Origin of the sequence: uncultured Roseovarius sp. (assembly GCF_963972555.1) — a bacterium.
Taxonomy (GTDB): domain Bacteria; phylum Pseudomonadota; class Alphaproteobacteria; order Rhodobacterales; family Rhodobacteraceae; genus Roseovarius; species Roseovarius mucosus.
The window spans coordinates 163,645-184,049 of record NZ_CAXAUM010000004.1 but is presented as its reverse complement, the minus strand read 5'-3'; the positions used below and the strand labels follow the sequence as shown (position 1 = coordinate 184,049).

Annotated in this window: 21 protein-coding genes; 14 read left to right on the top strand and 7 right to left on the bottom strand. The window is 62.8% G+C overall.

The window, feature by feature from the left end:
* Window positions 1-77 precede the first annotated feature (77 nt).
* Genes AACZ65_RS05725 through AACZ65_RS05710 form a run of 4 tightly spaced genes read left to right on the top strand, consistent with a single transcriptional unit; the run spans window position 78 to window position 5,133 of the window.
* Complete coding sequence (locus AACZ65_RS05725; RefSeq protein ID WP_339668798.1) at window positions 78-1,328, top strand: sarcosine oxidase subunit beta family protein; 1,251 nt, start codon at window positions 78-80, stop codon at window positions 1,326-1,328.
* Between the two features lie 13 nt (window positions 1,329-1,341).
* Window positions 1,342-1,629 carry a sarcosine oxidase subunit delta gene (locus AACZ65_RS05720; protein WP_037271427.1) on the top strand — a complete coding sequence of 96 codons (288 nt, stop codon included), beginning with the start codon at window positions 1,342-1,344 and terminating at the stop codon, window positions 1,627-1,629.
* Window positions 1,626-4,580, top strand: coding sequence for a sarcosine oxidase subunit alpha family protein (locus AACZ65_RS05715; RefSeq protein WP_339668796.1), 2,955 nt, complete (start codon window positions 1,626-1,628; stop codon window positions 4,578-4,580). Before AACZ65_RS05720 ends, AACZ65_RS05715 begins: the two co-directional genes overlap by 4 nt.
* Entirely contained in the window at window positions 4,573-5,133 is a 561-nt protein-coding gene (locus AACZ65_RS05710; RefSeq protein WP_339668794.1) for a sarcosine oxidase subunit gamma, read from the top strand. Before AACZ65_RS05715 ends, AACZ65_RS05710 begins: the two co-directional genes overlap by 8 nt.
* A gap of 168 nt (window positions 5,134-5,301) precedes the next feature.
* On the opposite strand, the gene AACZ65_RS05705 is transcribed toward AACZ65_RS05710, so the two are convergent.
* From AACZ65_RS05705 to AACZ65_RS05695, 3 genes are read right to left on the bottom strand one after another with little or no spacing between them, the layout of a single operon-like run.
* A complete protein-coding gene (locus AACZ65_RS05705) occupies window positions 5,302-6,444 on the bottom strand; it encodes an aminotransferase class I/II-fold pyridoxal phosphate-dependent enzyme (RefSeq protein ID WP_339668793.1) in 1,143 nt (380 codons plus the stop codon).
* Window positions 6,441-7,193, bottom strand: coding sequence for an Asp/Glu racemase (locus tag AACZ65_RS05700; RefSeq protein ID WP_339668791.1), 753 nt, complete (start codon window positions 7,191-7,193; stop codon window positions 6,441-6,443). The genes AACZ65_RS05705 and AACZ65_RS05700 overlap by 4 nt, the downstream gene beginning before the upstream one ends.
* Window positions 7,193-8,293, bottom strand: coding sequence for an anhydro-N-acetylmuramic acid kinase (locus AACZ65_RS05695; protein ID WP_339668789.1), 1,101 nt, complete (start codon window positions 8,291-8,293; stop codon window positions 7,193-7,195). The genes AACZ65_RS05700 and AACZ65_RS05695 overlap by 1 nt, the downstream gene beginning before the upstream one ends.
* 63 nt (window positions 8,294-8,356) lie before the next feature.
* Between AACZ65_RS05695 and tyrS the strand changes: the two genes are divergently transcribed.
* The gene (gene tyrS / locus AACZ65_RS05690; protein ID WP_339668787.1) at window positions 8,357-9,703 is read left to right on the top strand and encodes a tyrosine--tRNA ligase; all 1,347 of its coding nucleotides are present in this window, start codon (window positions 8,357-8,359) and stop codon (window positions 9,701-9,703) included.
* A 61-nt stretch (window positions 9,704-9,764) separates the two neighbouring features.
* On the opposite strand, the gene aroB is transcribed toward tyrS, so the two are convergent.
* Together aroB and AACZ65_RS05680 are read right to left on the bottom strand one after the other, a co-directional pair.
* Complete coding sequence (aroB, locus tag AACZ65_RS05685; protein WP_339668785.1) at window positions 9,765-10,883, bottom strand: 3-dehydroquinate synthase; 1,119 nt, start codon at window positions 10,881-10,883, stop codon at window positions 9,765-9,767.
* Window positions 10,880-11,461, bottom strand: a complete 582-nt coding sequence (locus AACZ65_RS05680) for a shikimate kinase (RefSeq protein WP_339668783.1) — start codon at window positions 11,459-11,461, stop codon at window positions 10,880-10,882. Before AACZ65_RS05680 ends, aroB begins: the two co-directional genes overlap by 4 nt.
* A 90-nt stretch (window positions 11,462-11,551) precedes the next feature.
* Here AACZ65_RS05680 and AACZ65_RS05675 point away from each other — a divergent pair, with 90 nt between their 5' ends.
* From AACZ65_RS05675 to AACZ65_RS05665, 3 genes are read left to right on the top strand one after another with little or no spacing between them, the layout of a single operon-like run.
* Complete coding sequence (locus AACZ65_RS05675) at window positions 11,552-11,701, top strand: hypothetical protein (RefSeq protein WP_008281106.1); 150 nt, start codon at window positions 11,552-11,554, stop codon at window positions 11,699-11,701.
* Window positions 11,688-13,220 (top strand): hypothetical protein, encoded by a 1,533-nt coding sequence (locus tag AACZ65_RS05670; protein WP_339668779.1) that lies wholly within the window; start codon window positions 11,688-11,690, stop codon window positions 13,218-13,220. Before AACZ65_RS05675 ends, AACZ65_RS05670 begins: the two co-directional genes overlap by 14 nt.
* Window positions 13,217-14,188: a site-specific tyrosine recombinase XerD gene (locus tag AACZ65_RS05665; RefSeq protein ID WP_339668777.1), complete on the top strand. Its 972-nt coding sequence runs from the start codon at window positions 13,217-13,219 to the stop codon at window positions 14,186-14,188. Before AACZ65_RS05670 ends, AACZ65_RS05665 begins: the two co-directional genes overlap by 4 nt.
* On the opposite strand, the gene AACZ65_RS05660 is transcribed toward AACZ65_RS05665, so the two are convergent.
* On the bottom strand, window positions 14,125-14,940 hold the full coding sequence (locus AACZ65_RS05660; protein ID WP_339668775.1) for a metallophosphoesterase family protein: 816 nt from the start codon (window positions 14,938-14,940) through the stop codon (window positions 14,125-14,127). The two genes, AACZ65_RS05665 and AACZ65_RS05660, sit on opposite strands and share 64 nt — an antisense overlap.
* A gap of 70 nt (window positions 14,941-15,010) precedes the next feature.
* Here AACZ65_RS05660 and AACZ65_RS05655 point away from each other — a divergent pair, with 70 nt between their 5' ends.
* The gene (locus tag AACZ65_RS05655; protein WP_339668772.1) at window positions 15,011-16,318 is read left to right on the top strand and encodes an HlyC/CorC family transporter; all 1,308 of its coding nucleotides are present in this window, start codon (window positions 15,011-15,013) and stop codon (window positions 16,316-16,318) included.
* Window positions 16,319-16,327: 9 nt separating this feature from the next.
* Here the strand turns inward: AACZ65_RS05655 and AACZ65_RS05650 are convergent, their stop codons facing one another.
* A complete protein-coding gene (locus tag AACZ65_RS05650) occupies window positions 16,328-16,903 on the bottom strand; it encodes a hypothetical protein (protein ID WP_339668770.1) in 576 nt (191 codons plus the stop codon).
* A 144-nt stretch (window positions 16,904-17,047) separates the two neighbouring features.
* On the opposite strand from AACZ65_RS05650, the gene AACZ65_RS05645 reads away from it, so the two are divergent.
* The 5 genes from AACZ65_RS05645 to AACZ65_RS05625 all read left to right on the top strand — a co-directional run bounded on the left by AACZ65_RS05645 (window position 17,048) and on the right by AACZ65_RS05625 (window position 20,364).
* Window positions 17,048-17,485, top strand: coding sequence for a TerB family tellurite resistance protein (locus AACZ65_RS05645; protein ID WP_339668768.1), 438 nt, complete (start codon window positions 17,048-17,050; stop codon window positions 17,483-17,485).
* A gap of 42 nt (window positions 17,486-17,527) precedes the next feature.
* Window positions 17,528-17,968: a TerB family tellurite resistance protein gene (locus AACZ65_RS05640; protein ID WP_339668766.1), complete on the top strand. Its 441-nt coding sequence runs from the start codon at window positions 17,528-17,530 to the stop codon at window positions 17,966-17,968.
* Window positions 17,965-18,720: a PhnD/SsuA/transferrin family substrate-binding protein gene (locus AACZ65_RS05635; RefSeq protein ID WP_339668764.1), complete on the top strand. Its 756-nt coding sequence runs from the start codon at window positions 17,965-17,967 to the stop codon at window positions 18,718-18,720. Before AACZ65_RS05640 ends, AACZ65_RS05635 begins: the two co-directional genes overlap by 4 nt.
* 122 nt (window positions 18,721-18,842) lie before the next feature.
* Window positions 18,843-19,619, top strand: coding sequence for an ATP-binding cassette domain-containing protein (locus tag AACZ65_RS05630; RefSeq protein ID WP_339668762.1), 777 nt, complete (start codon window positions 18,843-18,845; stop codon window positions 19,617-19,619).
* 31 nt (window positions 19,620-19,650) lie between these two features.
* Window positions 19,651-20,364: a transporter substrate-binding domain-containing protein gene (locus AACZ65_RS05625; RefSeq protein WP_339668760.1), complete on the top strand. Its 714-nt coding sequence runs from the start codon at window positions 19,651-19,653 to the stop codon at window positions 20,362-20,364.
* Window positions 20,365-20,405: the final 41 nt, after the last annotated feature.

Genomic DNA, 20,405 nt, shown 5'->3' with positions numbered 1-20,405 from the left:
TGAGACCGGCTTTGACCGAATTCGATATACCATAGCGGCCCTTTTTCCCCGAAATTGGGGCAAAGGAGTCGGATACAATGCGCTATTCAGGATTCAAGGTCATCAAAGAGGCCCTCACCGGCCACCGCGGCTGGGGCCCCGCATGGCGCGATGCCGCGCCGCAATCATCCTATGATTACGTCATCGTCGGCGGCGGCGGGCATGGCCTTGCCACGGCCTATTATCTGGCCAAGGAATTCAAGCAGGCGCGCATCGCCGTGCTGGAAAAGGGCTGGATCGGCGGCGGCAACGTGGGGCGCAACACCACCATCATCCGCTCCAACTACCTGCTCGACGGGAATGAGCCCTTCTATGAATTCTCGCTCAAGCTCTGGGAAGGGCTGGAACAGGACCTGAACTACAACGCCATGGTCAGCCAGCGCGGGATTCTCAACCTGATCCACACCGACGCGCAGCGCGACGCCTTCATCCGGCGCGGCAATGCCATGATGCTGAACGGGGCCGATGCCGATCTTCTGACCACCGCGCAGATCGTAGCACGCTATCCGTTTCTCAACGTCAACGATGCCCGCTTTCCGATCAAGGGCGGCCTCGCCCAGCATCGCGGCGGCACCGTGCGCCATGACGCCGTCGCCTGGGGCTATGCCCGCGCCGCCGACCAGCGCGGCGTCGACATCATCCAGAATTGCGAAGTCACCGGCTTCCGCATCGAGAACGGCACATGCCTCGGGGTCGAAACCTCGCGCGGCTTCATCGGCGCGAAAAAGGTCGGCGCCTGCGTCGCAGGCTCGTCCTCGCGGCTCATGTCGCATGCAGGCATGCGCCTTCCGATCGAGAGCCACGTATTGCAGGCCTTCGTGTCCGAGGGTCTCAAACCCGTCCTGCCGGGCGTCATCACCTTTGGCGCCGGTCATTTCTATTGCAGCCAGTCCGACAAGGGCGGGCTTGTGTTCGGCGGCGACATCGACGGCTACAATTCCTACGCCCAACGCGGCAACCTGCCCGTGGTCGAGGATGTCTGCGAAGGCGGCATGGCGATTTTCCCGATGATCGGGCGCGCGCGCCTCCTGCGCATGTGGGGCGGCATCATGGACATGAGCATGGACGGCTCGCCCATCATCGACCGCACCCATATAGGCGGCCTCTATTTCAACGGCGGCTGGTGCTATGGCGGGTTCAAGGCCACGCCCGCGTCAGGCTTTGTCTACGCGCATCTGCTGGCCACCGACACCCCCCATCCCACCGCCACCGCCTATCGTTTCGATCGCTTCGCCAAGGGGCTGATGATCGACGAAAAGGGCATGGGCAACCAGCCCAACCTGCATTGAGGGAGCGCGCACCATGCTGATCAATCACCCCCTCCTTGGCCCCCGCGACGCCAGCGAATTCGTCTACAAGGGCGACGCCGCCCTCATCAACCGCCCCGACCCCGACGCGCCCGACGCGCTGGAGCAGTTCATCGACTACGGCTATCTGCGCGACAACCCCGCCGGCGCGCATCGTGAACTCTGGTTCCACGAACAGGGCGACCGAAGCTGGCTTGTCGTCACCCGCAACACACTCACCCATGAAATCACTTCGGTGGAATTGGCCCGTGACGTGGCCCGCCGCGAAGGACGCTCCAAATGACCCAAGTTAATCGCCTCGCTGGCGGTCTGATCGACCGCAGCCGCACCATTTCCTTCCGCTTCGACGACAAATGGATGAAGGGCCATCCCGGCGATACCCTCGCCTCCGCCCTGCTGGCCAACGGCGTGCGCCTGATGGGCCGCTCGTTCAAATACCACCGCCCGCGCGGCCCGCTTTCGGCAGGCTCCGAGGAACCCAACGCCATCGTCGAATTGCGCGACGGCGCGCGGCGCGAGCCCAACACCCGCGCCACCACCGCCGAGCTTTTCGACGGCCTCACCGCGCAGTCGCAGAACCGCTGGCCCTCGCTTGCCTTTGATGCGCTCGCGATCAACGACCGCCTGTCGAATTTCTTTGCCGCCGGGTTCTATTACAAAACCTTCATGTGGCCTGCGGCCTTCTGGGAAAAACTCTACGAACCCATCATCCGCCGCGCTGCGGGCCTTGGCTCGCTCAGTCTGCAAGCCGACCCCGACAGCTACGACAAGGGCTATCTGCACTGCGACCTGCTGATCATCGGTGCTGGTCCCGCCGGTCTGGCGGCGGCGCTGACCGCGGGCGAATCCGGTCTCAACGTCATTCTCGCGGATGAAGATTCCCTGCCCGGTGGCCGCCTCAACACCGAAACCTATGGGCTTGGCCAACAATCTGGCGCCGACTGGGCCGCCGAGGCCGCCGAACGTCTGGCCGCCCTGCCCAATGTGCGCCTCATGACCCGCACCACCGTGCTCGGGGCTTTCGATCACGGCATCTACGGCGCGCTCGAACGCGTGAGCGATCACCTGCCCGTCCCCCCCGAGGGCAAGCCGCGCCAGATCCTGTGGCGCATCTATTCCCGCCGCGCCATCCTCGCCGCAGGGGCCACCGAACGCCCCATCGTGTTCGAGAACAACGACCGCCCCGGCATCATGCTGGCAGGCGCGCTGCGCGCCTATGCCAACCGCTGGGCCGCCACCCCGGCACCGGAAATCGCCGTTTTCACCAATAACGACGACGGCCACCGCACCGCACTAGACCTCAAGGCCAAGGGTGTCACCGTCGCCGCCGTGATCGACACGCGCCCCGACGCCCCCAAGGGCAACGGGTACGAGGTGATCGCGGGCGGCACCGTCACCAACACCTCGGGCCGCCTTGGCCTGACCAAGATCGAGGTCACGGATGCACGCGGCACCCGCCGCACGATCCGCTGCGGCGCGCTCGGCGTCTCGGGCGGCTGGAACCCCAACGTCAGCCTCACCTGCCATCAGCGTGGCCGCCCCACATGGGACGCCGATATTCACGCCTTCGTCCCCGGCGGCACCCTGCCCGAGGGCATGGTTGTCGTGGGCGCAGCCAACGGTCGTTTCTCAAACCACACCGCCCTGACCTCCGGGGCCGACATCGCCGCGCAAATCGCCACGGATCTTGGCCACAGCGCCTCCCGCCCCGACCTGCCGCAGGCCGAGGATACGCCGCTCGCCCTCACCCCCTTCTGGCATGTGCAGGGGGCCAAGCGCGCCTGGGTCGACCAACAGAACGACGTGACCGCCAAGGATGTGAAACTAGCACATCAGGAGAATTTCGTCTCCGTCGAGCATCTCAAGCGCTATACCACGCTTGGCATGGCCACCGATCAGGGCAAGACCTCGAACACCGCCGGTCTCGCGATCATGGCCGAGGTGGCGGGCAAATCCATCCCCGAGGTGGGCACCACCATGTTCCGCCCGCCCTATACCCCCACAGCCATCGGGGCCTTTGCGGGCCGCGCGCGCGGCAAGGATTTCCGCCCCACCCGCAAGACCCCCAGCCATTTCTGGGCCGAGGAACAGGGTGCCGTGTTTGTCGAGGTCGGCATGTGGCTGCGTGCCCAATGGTTCCCGCGCGCGGGCGAAACCCATTGGCGACAGAGCGTGGACCGCGAGGTGCTGCAAACCCGCCGGTCGGTCGGCATCTGCGATGTGACCACCTTGGGCAAGATCGACGTGCAGGGGGCGGATGCCGCCGCCTTCCTCAACAAGATCTATTGCAACGCCTTCGCCAAGCTGCCCGTCGGGCGCGTTCGCTACGGCCTCATGCTGCGCGAGGACGGGATTGCCATGGATGACGGCACCGCCGCGCGCCTGGCCGAGGATCACTTCGTGGTGACAACCACCACCGCCAATGCGGTCACGGTCTATCGCCACATGGAATTCGTGCGCCAGTGCCTCTGCCCCGACATGGATGTGCAACTCATCTCCACGACCGAGGCTTGGGCGCAATTTTCCGTCGCTGGCCCCAATGCCCGCAACCTGCTGCAAAAGGTGGTGGACCCCGAATTCGACATCTCCAACGAGGGCTTCCCCTATATGGCCTGCGGCGAGATCACCGTCTGCGGCGGCCTGCCCGCGCGGCTCTTCCGCATCTCCTTCTCGGGCGAACTGGCCTATGAAATCTCCGTGCCCACGCGCTACGGCGATGCCATGATCCGCCGCCTGATGGAGGCGGGGCGCGAATTCGACGTGGTCGCCTACGGCACCGAGGCGCTCGGCGTCATGCGTATCGAAAAGGGCCACGCGGCAGGCAACGAGCTGAACGGCACCACCACCGCCCTCAATCTCGGAATGGGCAAGATGGTATCGACCAACAAGGACTCGATCGGTGCCGTGCTCTCCCGCCGCGAGGGTCTCAATGCGCCGGACGCGCTGCGCCTCGTCGGCCTGCGCCCGGTGGACCGCTCCAAACCCGTGCCCGCCGGCGCGCATCTGATGACCAAGGGCAGCCCGGTCGATGCCGCCCATGATCAGGGCTATGTGACCTCCGCCTGCTACTCGCCCAATTTGGGGCATTCCATTGCGCTGGCCTTCCTCAAATCCGGCGATACTCGCATGGGCGAAACCCTGCGCCTCGTGTCCCCCCTGACCGGTGTCGAACATGACGTCGAAGTCGTCAGCGCCCATTTCGTCGATCCAGAAGGAGAGCGCCTCCGTGCATGATCTCATCGCCATCACCCCGCTCGGGGCGACCCGTCCCCGTATCGACAGCCACGGCCCCGTGACCCTGACCGAAGTCACCGACCGCGCCTTGGCCTCCGTCGCGGCCCGCCTAGGGCACGAGACGCAGACAAGCGCCCTTGTGACCGCCCTCATCGGCGCCCCAGCACCCAGCCCCGCCCGCATGGGCGGCGAGACCCTCATGGCCTTCTGGATGGGACCGGATCAATGGATGCTCTCAGCGCCGATTGAGACCCACGAGGATTTGGCCGAACAGGCCAAGGCAGAGGCCAAAGGGGCCGCCAGCGTCACCGACCAGACCGGCGCATGGTGCCGCTTCGATCTCAGCGGGGACGGGCTGGCCGATGTCTTTGAGCGCCTCACCAACGCCAACACCCGCGCCTTTACGGGTGGCGAGGCGCAGCGCGCAGGCATCGAGCATATGGGCTGCTTCCTCCTCTGCCACAGCCCGCGCCACATCTCGGTGATCGGCCCCCGCTCTTCAGCCGGTTCGCTGCACCACGCGCTGCTGACCGCAATCCGCTCGGCGCACTAACCTCGTCCCGGGCTTGCCCCGGGACCTCACCATTCCCCAAAAAAAGGCCCCGGCTCAAGGCCGGGGCGCTCCCCATCCGTAACCGTGCCAGGCTTGACCCGGCAATTCACCATTCCCTAACCCGTCCCGGGCTTGACCCGGGACCCCATTCAGTCACCTCAAACACCCCTACCCATCCAGCGCCTGCGCCAGATCGGCGATCAGGTCGCCCGCATCCTCGATCCCCACCGAAAACCGCAACAGCCCCTCGGGGATGCCCGTATGCGGCTCGATCGTATGGCGATGCTCCACCAGGCTCTCGACCCCGCCCAGCGACGTGGCCCGATGGAAAAGCTGCAACCGCCCTGCCACCTCCAGCGCCCGCTCGCGCCCGCCAGTCACCACCGCGGACAGCAGATAGCCATAGCCACCGCACATCTGTCGCGTGGCAATGGCATGGCCTGCATGGCTTTCCAATCCGGGGTAAAACACCGCCTCGACCTGCACATGACCCTCAAGATACCGCGCGACCGCCAGCGCATTCTCGCACATCCGCTCCATCCGCAGCGGCAGCGTGCGCATCCCCCGCATCAAGAGCCACGCCTCGAACGGTCCCATCACCGCGCCCGCATCATGCCGGTCGGTCACGATCTCTTGCCACATCGCAGTGCCCGGCTCACGGCAGGACAGCACCCCCGCCAACACATCCGAATGCCCGTTGAGCGCCTTGGTGCCCGAATGCATCACAATATCCGCCCCCAGATCCAGCGCCCGCGTCAAGACCGGCGTCGCCGCCGTGCCATCGACCACCAGAATGGCCCCCGCCTTATGCGCCATCCCCGCCGCCGTGGCGATCTCGACCGTTTTCAACCACGGGTTCGACGGTGTCTCGATCCAGACCATGTCCGCCGAAGACCGGCACGCCGCCGCCAGGGCCGCCGGGTCCGACGCGTCAATCTCGTCCAGCAGGATCGCGCGGCGCACACAATAGGCCCGCACCCATTTCAGCGTGCCCCAGTAAATGCCGGTCTGCATCACCACCCGCGCACCACTGGGCAGCGCGCGAAACACCGCCGCCACCGCCGCCATGCCGCTGGGAAAGAGCAGCGTCGCCGCAGCCCCCTCCAACTGCCGGATCACCTCTTCGGCCTGCCGCACCGTGTCGTTCTGATCGCGCCCATACATGTTGTCAGGCCGCAGCAGCGCATAGTCTGCATCCCGCGTATAGGTCGTGGCCAACGAGATGCCCGGCACCACGCCGCCTGTCGCCGTGTCCTTGGCCCCAGCCGCCTGCGCGGCAATCGTTGCGGGTTTCAGCGGTTCATTCTTCATGCGTCGATCTTTCCATGTTCCATCGCAAAGAGCCGCCCCGGCCCCCATCCCCGCGCATCGGCACCGGCCCGGCGCAGCATATCCCAAAAGAGCGCCTGATTCGAGGTGACGACCGGCAGGCCCAATTCCGCCTCAACCGCCCCGATCACGCCGAAGGTGCGCAAATTGGTGCAACTGGCAAAAACCGCCTCCACCCCCGGCACACGTCCCGCCTCCAGCATCGCGCGCCGTGTGCTTGTCTCAGCAATCCGCGCCACGGTCCAATCCTCTTTTTGACCGAAACTAACCGAATGGATCACCTCGATCCCCGCCGCGCCAAGCGCCGCCGCCATCGGCCCGCTAACCTCGCGCACATAGGGCGTGACCATGGCAATCCGCCGCACCTGCAACCGATGCAGCGCCGCGATCACGGCGCTCAGCGGGTTCGTGACCGGAACGCCGGGATGCGCCAGATGGATCAGCCGCGCCACCTCGTCCGATCCGATGATCGTCGCCCCCGAGGTGCAGGCATAGGCCACCGCCTGCAACCCGCGCGGCAAGAGCGCCGCCGTGCGCGTCATCTCGGGCGCCATGCGCGCCAGATCCTCGGGCGTCACATCGGCCTGCGCCGGAATACGCGCGTGCATGAGGTTCACATCCCGCCCCGCCAGCGCCATCCGCGCCTCGTATTCCACCGTTTCATCGGTGCTGAGCACGATCATCCCAAGCCGCAACCCGGCCCCCGCCCCCTCGTCCAGATCATACCGCATCACAGCCCCTCCACCCGGCTGATCGTCCCGCCCGACACGGCGGCGCGCACCCCTGTCGTGGTGGCACAGGAGGTGGGCAGCCCCCGCGCCACCCGCACCGCCAGATATGCAAAGGCCTGCGCCTCCAGCATATCGCCATCGAGCCCCACCGCCTCGACCGGCTCCACCGGGCAATCGAGGGCGGCGCGCAGCATCTGCATCATCACGCCGTTATGCCGCCCGCCCCCTGTCACCAGCAATCGCGCAGGCGGGCGCGGGCAATGCTCCATCCCGCGCAGCACCGCCGCCGCCGCCATGCCGGTCAGCGTCGCCACCGCATCCGCATCGCCCAACTCGCCCACCAATCCGATCATGTCGGCGAATGTGTCCCGGTCCAGCGACTTGGGCGGCATCCGCAGGAAATAGGGCTCATCGAGGAACAGCTCCAACGCCCCCTGCGCCACCTCACCCTGACGCGCCAAAGCGCCATCGCGGTCAAACGCCTCTCCGCGCCGCGCCAGCATCAGATCGTTGATGGGCGCATTGGCTGGCCCGGTATCAAAGGCCAGAATGGCCCCCGGCACCTCTGGCCGCGCATAGCTCGGATCGACCCAGGTGATATTCCCGACCCCGCCAAGGTTCAGAAACGCCAGCGGCTCCACGGCCTCGATCCACTTGGCACAGGCGAAATGAAAGAACGGGGCCAAAGGCGCGCCCTCGCCCCCCAGCCGAATATCGGCGCTGCGAAAATCCCAGACCACCGGCAGGCCCAGACCCTCGGCCAAACGCGCGCCATCGCCCAATTGATGCGTGCCCCGCCCGCGCGGCTCATGCGCCAGCGTCTGCCCGTGAAACCCCACCAGCGCCGCGCCCTCGAACTGGCTCAGAACCTCCAGATGCGCGCGTTCAACCAGCGCCTGTGCCTCTTCCAGATCCTCGCCCGGCCACTTCCCCAAGGCGGCGGCCAAAATCGCCTGCTCCTCGGCGGAATAGCCACGATAAGCGGTTGGGCCAAAGGCAAAAATCGTCTCGCCATCGGTCTCGACCATGGCCGCATCAACCCCATCCAAAGAGGTGCCCGACATCGCCCCCAACGCCCAGAGGCGCTCCGCCTTCAACATGGCCTTTTCCTTTGCCCACCGACTGCATATACATGCCGCGCAAACCAAGCCGGGACAAGCATTATGACCTATCGCCCCAAATCCGATTTCCTGAACGTGATGATGTCGCGCGGCTATCTCGCCGACTGCACCGATTATCAGGGTCTGGACGAGGCGTTGAGTGCCGGAACCGTCACCGCCTATATCGGCTACGACGCCACGGCAAAATCTCTGCATGTCGGGCACCTGCTCAACATCATGATGCTGCGTTGGCTGCAAAAGACCGGGCATCGCCCCATCACGCTCATGGGCGGCGGCACCACCAAGGTGGGCGATCCCTCATTCCGCTCGGATGAACGCCCGCTGCTCTCGCCTGCACAGATCGACGAAAATATCGCTGGCATGAACCGCGTCTTTGCCCGCTACCTCGCCTATGGCGACGGCCCGCAGGATGCCATGATGCTCAACAACGCCGAATGGCTCGACGGGCTGAACTACCTCGAATTCCTGCGCGACATCGGGCGGCATTTCTCGGTGAACCGGATGCTCAGCTTTGAATCCGTCAAATCGCGCCTCGACCGCGAGCAATCGCTGTCGTTCCTCGAATTCAACTACATGATCCTGCAAGCCTATGATTTCCTTGAATTGAACCGTCGTCATGGCTGCGTCCTGCAAATGGGCGGCTCGGATCAATGGGGCAATATCATCAACGGCATCGACCTCACCCGCCGCGTGATCGACCATGAGGTGTTTGGCCTCACCTCGCCGCTTCTGACCACCTCGGACGGGCGCAAGATGGGCAAATCAGCAGGCGGTGCCGTGTGGCTTTCGGCCGACATGCTGTCGCCTTACGAATTCTGGCAGTTCTGGCGCAACACCACCGACGCCGACACGGGGCGCTTCCTCAAACTCTACACCGAATTGCCGATCGAGGAATGCGAGCGCCTTGGCGCTCTGGAAGGTTCCGAGATCAACGCCGCCAAGATCATTCTCGCCAATGAGGTCACGACCCTCCTGCACGGGGCCGAGGCAGCCACCGCCGCCGAGGCGACCGCCCGCGAGGTGTTCGAAAGGGGTGGCGTGGGCGATGATCTGCCCACAGTGGAACTTACAAAAGACGACTTTATTTGGGTTGGAGCAAATGAAGCTTTCTTTGCCGGTATGAGTATTACCGAGAAAAACCAACTTAAAAAGGAGGCTATGGCAGGCACACCCGAGTTCTATCACATTCCAGCCGCACAACTATTCACTAAGTCGGGATTGGCCAAATCGGGAAAAGATGCGAAGCGTCTGATACAGGAAGGTGGTGCTAAATTAAACGATCAAGCAATCAACGATCCAAATCGGATGATTTCCATGTCGCAAGTGCAAGAAACTGTGAAGCTCTCGGCGGGCAAGAAACGCCATGCGCTCGTCAAGCTGTCCGACTAAGGGGCAAATCCTGACACCGGACCTTACAAAATCAGCTTACGTTTTGTAAGGTCCGTAAGGTTCACCCCCGCCCGCGCAGCGCCTCTTTGAGCACGTCACGCACAGCCTCCGGCGGCACGTCCGAGGTTATGAACGCCTCGCCAATGCCGCGCGCGAGGATAAAGCGCAGCTTGCCATCGACCACCTTCTTGTCCTGCCCCATGAGCGCGATCAGTCCATCGGCATCTGGCAAATTTCCCGATATATCAGACAGATCGACCTTCATCTTCATGTCGCGAAAATGCGCCCGCACCCGGCTTGGATCTTCCTGAGAGCACAGCCCCAACCGCGCCGACACCTCGAACGCGAGCGCACAGCCAATCGCCACCCCTTCCCCATGCAAGAGCCGCGACCCATCATAGTGTGTGGCCGACTCTAGTGCATGACAAAATGTATGCCCCAGATTGAGCAACGCCCGGTCACCCTGCTCAGTCTCATCGCGCGTCACGATCTCGGCTTTCATCTCGACCGAGCGCTTGACCAAATGAATTCTCGCCGCCATATCGCCCGACGCAGCGCGTGAAGCATTGCTTTCAAGCCATTGAAAAAATTCACTATCTCCAAGAAGCCCGTATTTGGCGACCTCGCCGTATCCCGCCAGATAATCGCGCTCCGTCAGCGTGCCCAAGACCTCGGTATCGGCCAGAACCAGGCTCGGTTGGTGAAACGCCCCGATCAGGTTCTTGCCTTGCGGTGCGTTGATCCCCGTCTTGCCCCCCACCGAACTGTCCACTTGCGCCAGCAAACTCGTGGGAACCTGAACAAACCGCACGCCCCGCCGCAGCACAGCCGCCGCAAAGCCCACCAGATCGCCGATCACGCCACCGCCAAAGGCGATCACCACGTCATTGCGCTCGATCTTTTCCTTCAGCAACCATTCGACGACCCGCTCGAAGTGTGGCCAGGATTTGGTCGCCTCTCCCGCCGGAAGGGTCAAGGAAACTGAGGAAATTCCCTGAATTTCCAATCCTTTGCAGAGCGTCTCCAGATGCAGCGGCCCCACTGTGGCATCGGTCACGATCGCCACGCGCGGACGTCGCAAGAGCGGCCCAATCAGCGCACCAGCCTGCCCCAACAGACCCGGCCCGATATGAATATCATACTCCCGTCCCGGCAGGCCCACATGCACGATTTCGGTCATTCCACCCACTCCAATAGGTCCTTGCGCGTGCTGAGCGCGTTAAGAACTTGCTCGGCCATCGCCTCGACACTGTATTCCGGCCGCGCCCGCACCCGAATCTCGGCCAATTGATAGATCGGCACGCGGGCATTGTAGATCTGCGTCAGCGTCTCGAATGGATGAGCTGTGCGCAACAAGGGTCTGGTATTCTTTCCTTTTACCCGCGACCACAGCAGCGGAAGATCAGCATCGAGCCAGACCGACACCCCCTTGCGCGCCACCAGTTCGCGGTTGCGCTCGGCCAGGAATGCGCCACCGCCGGTGGACAGGATCGCCCTTGGCCCATCCAGCAATCGATCAATCACCTCGGTCTCTCGCGCGCGAAAGAATGTCTCGCCATCCCTTTGAAATATCTCGGAAATTGCCATGTTTGCGGCCTTCTCGATCTCGGCATCCGAATCGAGAAACGGCACGCCAATCCGGGCCGCCAGCGCCTTGCCCACCGCCGTCTTACCTGCGCCCATCATGCCCACCAGCACGACAGTCTTGCCCAATTTCCAGTGCCCCTTGGCCGACACTTTCGGCGCTCCCTTGCCCATTCACAAAGTTTTTCACTCAATGACGTGATCTTGCGCAAAAGGCCAGTTATAACTTGGGAAAAAGAACAGGCAAAACAGGCAGGGGATGACATGCTAAGATTAATCAAATGGCTGATTTATCTGGCAATTCTAGGGTTTATCGCCTTGGTGGCCTATGCCTATATCGGGCCTTTTTTTGGTGCGGACTTCTCGCCTGACCAGACCGAGATTCGGCAGGACATCATTCTTGAGACGGATTAGCGCAGCAGTTTTTCTCGGATTGGCCGCAACGGGTGCCGCCCTCGCGCAGCAGCCTCTCTCGGCGATCGACTGGTTGGACCAGGCCAGCACCGTCGCTGTCACCACCGCGCCGCGCCCCTCGCTTACCGAACCCCCCTCTGCCGATACCGTGACCGTGCCGAACGTAACCGTCACTGCCCTTGACGCGCCGCGTGCCGATGCGGTTGGCCTATTGCCCAGCACCACCACAGGACTGCCTGTAACCCTCTGGGAAAAAAGCACTAACTCAACACTCCTGAGGGCCCTGTCCCAGCTTGAATCTGAACCCTTGCCTGCCATTCAGGCGCTCTATTACACCCTGCTTCTGGCCGAGGCGAATGCCCCCCTGGATGCCGGAACAGAGGCGGCATTCTTGCAAGCCCGCCTCCATGCCCTGCGCGACTTTGGCGCAATCGAGCCCGCTCAGGCAATGGCCGAGCGCGCCGGCCCCATGACAAAATCTCTTTTTGATCAATGGTTTGATCTGTCCCTTTTGCTGGGTCAAGAGGACCCGGCCTGCGCTATGCTTAGTCGCAAACCGCGCCTGACCTCGGATATCGGTGCGCGGATTTACTGCGCGGCGCGCACCGGCGACTGGAACACTGCCGCCCTGACCTATCACAGCGCCACCGCCCTCGACACGCTCTCGGAAACCGATGCGACCCTTCTTGCGCTCTACCTTGATCCCGAATTGATCGACGTAACGGAAGCGCCAGAACCGCCCCAATCCATCACGGCATTGCAGTTCCGCCTGTTTGAGGCCATCGGCACCGCGCTGCCAACGCATAACCTGCCCCGCGCCTTCGCGATGGCCGACCTGCGCGGCAATTCGGGCTGGAAGGCAGAAATCGAAGCGGCGGAACGCCTGGCACGCACCGGCGCCGTTCCCGCCTCGCGCCTCTTGGGGCTCTACACGGACCGGCGCCCTGCGGCCTCGGGCGGGGTCTGGGATCGGGTTGCGGCGGTTCAGGCGCTTGATCTGGCGCTGAACGAAGGGGCCACGCAAGACCTTGTTCAGGCGCTACCGAGAGCCTGGCGCGCGGCGCAGGACCAACGACTAGAGGTCATCTTCGCAGAGCTTTTCGCAGAACGCCTGAACGAAGCGGAGATTCCACAGAGTATCGCGTCGCAAGTCTTTGAAATCACGCTATTGTCGGAGCGATATGAAACAGCTGCCACTCGGATGGAGTCGCCTTCTCCCGATCAACGCTTCCTGATAGACACCGCGCGTGGTGCCCCCTCTGCCGAGGCCGCGCGCACCACGCTTCAGGCGGCCATCGCCGCGGGTTTTGCCAGCCTCACGCCCCCACCGGATCATCAGGCGTTGATTGACGCCGGCCGGCTAGGCGAGGCGATTCTGGCCGCCGCGCGGCAGATTGGTCACAGTGACCGTGCCCGCGATGCACTGCCGGGCGCGATTGCCACGTTGCGGGCTCTGGGCCTTGAGGACACTGCCCGACGCGCCGCCCTGCAACTCCTCCTTCTGGAGCCACGCGGGTGAACGCTTCAACACATTGGGTCGATCTCTTTCTCGAGGCGCAAGCCGCCGAACTCGGAGCCGCAAAAAACACCCTCCTAGCCTATGCGCGGGATCTTCGTGACTTTGTCAATTGGGTTTCAAATCAACAACTTGCGTTGGAAACGCTCTCTCAGGCGGATATTGATCTCTATTTGATCCATTGCGACGCACAGGGTCTGGCAAAGGCCACGCGGGCGCGCAGGCTCTCCACAATCCGCCAGCTTTACCGCTTTGCCTTTGACGAGCGGTTGCGCACGGATAACCCCGCCATTCGCATCAAGGGGCCCGGCAAGGCGCAGCGCCTGCCGAAGACTCTGACCGAAGACGAGGTCAGCCGCCTGCTGGACAGTGCCCCGGCCCATGGGCGCACTGCGTCCGAACGCAGCCGCAATGCCTGTCTGATCGCGCTGCTCTATGCAACGGGCATGCGGGTGAGCGAACTTGTGTCGTTGCCCCTTGCCGCTGCGCGGGGTGATCCGCGCATGATCTTGGTCCGCGGCAAGGGGGGCAAGGAACGTATGGTGCCCCTCTCGCCGCCCGCGCGCGCGGCCCTGGGAGACTGGCTTGTGATTCGCGAAGCCGAAGAGAGCACGCGCCGCGCCAAAGGCTTGCAACCCTCGCCCTATCTTTTCGCCTCAGGAGGGGCATCCGGGCATCTCACGCGCCACAGGTTTTACAACCTTATCAAAGAAATATCCGTCAAAGCTCATGTTGATCCAGACAAGGTGACGCCGCATACCCTGCGCCATGCCTTTGCCACGCATCTTTTGGCAAATGGTGCCGATCTGCGCGTGATCCAGACTCTGCTTGGCCATGCCGATGTCGCCACAACCGAGATCTATACCCATGTGCTTGAGGCCCGCCTCCAAGCACTGGTGCAGGAGCATCACCCGTTGGCACAAGCCGCCCGGCGCAAGACCGGAGGCAAAACATCCTCGGATGGCCAATAGCCGGTCATTAACGCCACATCATAGCCCTGCACCAACCCCGCCGCCCGCATCGCAGCCACCGCGCCCCTATGATCATAGGTGAGGCGATGAAAGGTGACGTGCTCGTCCAATACAGCAAAGCCGGTTTCGACCCGACCATCATGCGGCGGCATGCCGATTGCCCCGGCATTGATCCACTCCACCGCACCGATGCGCCGCTGAAACAGCAATCCGGAGTGGCCCGCGAAAACCAGATCAATATGGCCTGCAACTTCTTGAATCCGTTCGATTTCATCCGAAAATGCCTCATCACTGGATACGGACCAGAGAAATCGGCTGATCTCCGTCAGGCCACCATGTATCACCGCCGCGCGTCGACCGGCGTGGGTGAAGAGGATGAGATCCGGCAGCGTCTCCATCCAGCGGCGCGCCTCATCCCCAATCGCACGGTCTGCGTGTCGATACCACCCGGCAGACAAGAGATCGCAGGTCGTGCCCGTATCAAACCCACAGCCACAGTCCATCGCGTTGCGTGCCAACTGCCGCTCGCAATTTCCCGCCAGCACTACACAGCCCGCCGCGCGGATCAAGGCCACTGTCTCAGCGGGCTCGGCGCAATAGGCCACGACATCGCCCGTGCAGATCATGCGTTCCGGAGGGACCTCATGGGCATATGCCCAAGCCAGAACCGCCTGCGTCGCCTGCAAATTGGAATATGGCCCGCCAAAAATCAGCACAGGCCCAGACAACGCGCCCAAATCTGTGACTTGCATCGGCCATGCTCCCTTGAATGCAGGGGGCGCACGCCCCATAACCCTTTAAACTAAAAGGGACCGCACAGAGATGGAAGCCGCGTCAAGCGCAACCGACCTTACATTCTGGATCACAAGTGGCGCGATCGTGCTGCTTCTGGTGATGTCCGCCTATTTCTCGGGCAGCGAAACCGCCCTCACCGCCGCCTCACGCGGAAAACTGCGCGCGCAGGCTGAAAAGGGCTCTCGCGGAGCGGAAACAGCTCTCAAGATCACCGAAGACAACGAGCGTCTGATCGGATCGGTCCTGCTCGGCAACAACATGGTGAATATTCTCGCCGCCTCGCTGGCCACCGCGCTCTTCACCCGCCTCTTTGGCGAAAGCGGTGTGGCGCTTGCTACCTTGGTGATGACCCTTCTGGTGCTGGTCTTTGCCGAGGTTCTGCCCAAAACCTATGCAATCACCAATGCCGAGGCCGCCGCAGCCCGCACGGCGCCGCTGATCGTCTGGGTGATCAAGGTCTTTTCCCCCATCGTCACCGCCGTGCGCTGGTTTGTGCGCCGGGTTCTGGCGCTTTTTGGCGTGCAGACCGATCCCGACAGCCACATTCTTGCGGTGCGCGAAGAAATCGCGGGCGCGCTCTATCTGGGGCAATCCGAAGGCGTGGTGGAAAAAGAAGATCGCGACCGGATCCTGGGCGCGCTTGACCTGGGCGAACGCGCAGTCGAGGAAATCATGCTGCATCGCTCGCGGATCGAGATGATCGACGCCGAGGCAGACCCCGATGCAATCCTTGATCAATGCCTCAAGAGCAATCACACACGCCTGCCACTCTATCGCGACGATCCCGACAACATCATTGGCGTCGTCCACGCCAAGGACCTCTTGCGCGCCATGCACAAACTGGTGACGGAATCGCAGGATGGCGCGGCGGCGCTCAAGAATTTCGATGTTTGCAGCATCGCGCGCAAACCCTATTTCGTGCCCGAAACCACCACGCTGGATGACCAGATGCGGCAGTTCCTGCGTATGCGCAGCCATTTCGCCATGGTGGTTGACGAATATGGCACGCTTCAGGGCCTGATAACGCTGGAGGATATCCTAGAAGAGATCGTCGGCGAGATCACCGATGAATTCGACCCCGATGCCGAACATCCCGTGCGCCGGACTGAGGACAATCAGTTTCTCGTCGATGGCGCGATGACCATCCGCGACCTCAACCGTGCCAATGACTGGAACCTGCCCGACGAGGCCGCAAATACCGTAGCAGGCTTGGTGATCCATGAGGCGCAGATGATCCCCAAGGTCGATCAGGTTTTCATCTTTCACGGCTTCCGGTTTCAGGTCATGGCCCGCAAAGACAATCGCATCACGCGGCTCAAGGTGCGCAAGCTCTGAGGTCTCGGGTCAACGCGGGTCCTTGTACTTGAGAACGTCGCGATCCACCCCCAGACCGATGATGGGGCTCAACAAATCGCGCCACAGGCTCTGACGCGGCTTGTCCTTGGGGGACTGGTCGCGCGGCAGGCGCAGATCATCCTCCAACATCGGCGCCAAAATACGCTCGTCAAGCATCCAGCGGCCCCGCCGCCCTTCGGCGCGATCCGCCTGCTGAAAACCGAGCCACGCCGACAGACGCGCCTGACAGCACGGGGTCTTGCCGGGATAGATCAGGTAAAAGCCGCTGTTGACCCGCAAACAGATATTGTCCAGAACCCGCGCCACACCGCGATAAGCCTCTGGAACATGCGCCTTGGGCATATAGTTGAACCGCCCGGGATCGCCGTTGAAAAACACACCAAGCGCCGTGCACAAATCAATACCCCGCTGCGCCATGGCCCAGCCTAAAACCGGCTCGGGCGCCAGCGCCCAGTCGTACGCGACAAGCGCACGATGAAACGCCTCGGGTGAAAGGCCGCGCAAATGCTCGATCTGCTGGGCAACAGGGCTTGCGGACCAATCAAACGGACTGGCATGCGGCATCATCGGCTCCGTGACAATAGCGAAAAAACAATGCCCTGTATTTGAGCGTCGAAAGTGCGTTTTGTGCGGAACAACTGTGACGCCAATTGGGCAAACACGAAAGTTTTGCTTGGGGCACGAAGCGTTGGCGACTACGCTGAACCTATGCTCAACCGTATTCTGAATGTCTTTTCCGCATCAAAGCCCGGTCCCCTGCCAGAGCCGGATGACAAGCTGGCCTTGGCCGCCTTGATGGTACGCGTAGCGAAATCCGACCATCATTACGACCTTGCCGAGATCAAGCGAATTGACCGTCTTTTGGCGCGGATCTACGGGCTTGGCCCAGTTGAGGCGGCCAAGATGCGCGCCCTCTCAGAGCGGATCGAGCATGCCGCCCCTGATACCGACCGCTTTGGCCACATCATCCGCGAGACCGTCAGCCTTGAGGCTCGCCTCGCTGCGCTCGAGGCTCTGTGGGAGGTGGTGTTGTCTGACGGCACGAGCCAACCAGAGGAATTGCACGTGATTGACGCCGCGCGCGAGGCGATGGGACTGAGCCATGCCGATAGCGATGCCGCGCGCGCCTTGGCCGAGGCCCAGTGATTCCCCATTGGCGCGCCGCGCAGGGCATCCTATACCAGAGCCATGTTTGCAGATTTCCTGAAACGGCTGATCCAACCAGCCCCCGAGCCCCTGACCGGCGGTGATGCCCGTCTGGCGCTCTGTGCCCTCCTCGTTCGCGTCGCGCGCACCGATGGAGATTACGCTGCGGCCGAGATCATTCGCATCACGCGCATCATCTCAGCGCGTTACAACCTGCCCCAACCCGAGGCAGAGGCCCTGCGCCAACAGGCCGAAACGCTCGAGAGTGAGGCCCCCGACACCGTCCGCTTTACCCGCGCCATCAAGGACGCCGTGCCGCATGAGGATCGTTTGGGCGTGATCGAGGCGCTCTGGCAGGTGGCCTTGGCCGACGGGGTGCGAGAGGCGGATGAAGACGCTCTGTTGCGTTTGGTGGCCAGCCTTTTAGGCATCACCGATCAGGACAGTGCCCGCGCCCGTCAACGCATTATGGGTCAGGGATGATCGCCAGCCTGCCGATGTATGACCGCCCCGAGACCGCGGTGGCCAATGATGCCCTCTGGCAGGGAATTCGCGACGCCTTGGGCACAGGTCCGGAGCGCCTGACCCGCGATGGCGATCTCTGGGATCATTGGCTCAGCCCCGATCTCCTGCTCTCGCAAACCTGCGGCTATCCATACCGCGCGCGACTGCACGGCCGCGTGACGCTAGTGGGCAGCCCAGTGCTGGACTTACCCGGCTGTCCACCGGGGTTTTACTATAGCGTCTTTGTCGCCCGCGCCGATGATCCCCGCACTGACCCGCAAGAGTTTGCCACCGCGCGCCTGGCCTATAACGATGCCCTGTCGCAATCGGGTTGGGCTGCGCCGCAGAACTGGGCCGCCGCGCGTGGCTTTGCCTTCACCAACCCCATCCACACCGGCGCGCACCGCACTTCTGCCTTGACCGTGGCCGAGGGGGGCGCCGATATTGCGGCGATCGACGTGCTCAGTTGGCATCTGATGCAGACGCATGACCCGTTCACGGCAGGGCTGCGCGTACTGGCCCGTACAGATCCCAAGCCAGCCCTGCCCTATATCACCGCCCTTGGGCGCGATGCAGACACGATGCGCGCCGCGGTGGCGCATGCAATCCACGCGCTCCCCTCAGACACGCGCGCAACCCTTGGGCTAAAGGGAGTGACCTATATCACCGCGACAGATTATCTGGCGCTGCCCAATCCCGCGCCGCCGCCTTTGCCTGCGCCTCCGAATTGAGCTGACGGCACGTCAATTCGCACAAACAGCCCCTCAATCGCCCGTTTTGCAAGTTGCATCGTGCCAATTTTTCGGCCCTATTGTCACAAAGCCGTCAAAACTCACCGAAACGGAAGCTGCCCTTGTCCGACACGCCCCCGGTTATCGAGATCCGCAACCTGCACAAGGCGTATGGCGCGCTTGAGGTGATCAAGGGGGTCGATATTGCCGCCCATCGTGGCGATGTGGTCTCGCTGATCGGCTCTTCGGGCTCGGGAAAATCGACCATCCTGCGCTGTGCCAATCTGCTTGAGGACAGCCAGCAGGGCGACATCCTCTTCAAGGGCGAGCCGGTTCAGTGGAAAGGCACTGGCTTGGCGCGCCATCCGGCTGATCCCAAACAGGTGCTGCGCATTCGAACCAACCTCAGCATGGTGTTTCAGCAATTCAATCTCTGGGCGCATCTCACGATCCTGCAAAACGTGATGGAGGCCCCCGTGACCGTGCTTGGCCGCGACCGGCACGAGGTCGAGGGTGCCGCACGCAAATATCTTGATAAGGTGGGCATAGGCGACAAATGCGATGTCTACCCCGCCCAGTTGTCCGGTGGCCAGCAACAACGCGCGGCCATCGCCCGCGCCCTCTGTATGGAGCCCGAAGCACTTCTCTTCGACGAACCCACCTCGGCGCTTGACCCGGAACTGGAACAAGAGGTGATCCGCGTCATCAAGGACCTTGCCAACGAAGGCCGCACCATGATGATCGTCACCCATGACATGAAAATGGCCGCCGATGTCAGCGACCATGTCGTGTTCCTGCACCAAGGGCTGATCGAGGAACAGGGCCCGCCCGATACACTCTTTGGCGCGCCGAAATCGACACGCCTGCAACAATTCCTCAGCTCCACCAGCGGCGGCTGAGGCAAGACCACCACTCAAAAGGGAGAAAATCATGAAGAAACTGCTACTCACCACCGCTGCTCTGGCCCTCACCACAGGCTTTGCCATGGCCGACACCGTGCGGCTTGGCACCGAAGGTGCCTATCCTCCGTACAACTTCATCAACGACAAAGGCGAGGTTGACGGGTTCGAGCGCGAGTTGGGCGATGAGCTTTGCAAACGCGCCGAACTGACCTGCGAATGGGTCACGAATGACTGGGACAGCATCATCCCGAACCTCGTATCCGGGAACTATGACGTGATCATTGCAGGCATGTCGATCACCGACGAGCGCGATCAAGTGATTGATTTCACACAGAACTATACCCTGCCCGACCCCTCGGCCTATCTTGCCCCCTCGGCGGATGTCGATGTGAAATCCGGCGTGATTGCCGCGCAGTCGGGCACGATCCAAGCCTCCTACGTGGCCAGCAGCGGGGCGACGCTGGTCGAGTATGCAACACCCGAGGAATCCATCGCCGCCGTCCGCAATGGCGAAGCTGACGCCGTGCTGGCGGACCGTGCCTTCCTTCTGCCCGTAGCGGAAGAGGACGCAGGGCTGGAACTTCTGGAAGAGTTGGTGATGATCGGCGGCGGTATCGGCCTTGGCCTGCGCGAGAGCGACACCGAACTCAAGGCCAAGTTTGATGCCGCAATCCAGTCGATGAAGGACGATGGCAGCCTGAACGCCCTGATCGAGAAATGGGAAATCGGCCTGACCTTCTGAGGTTGACCGACAGGCGGGGTCCGATGCGGCCCCGCCCCCTC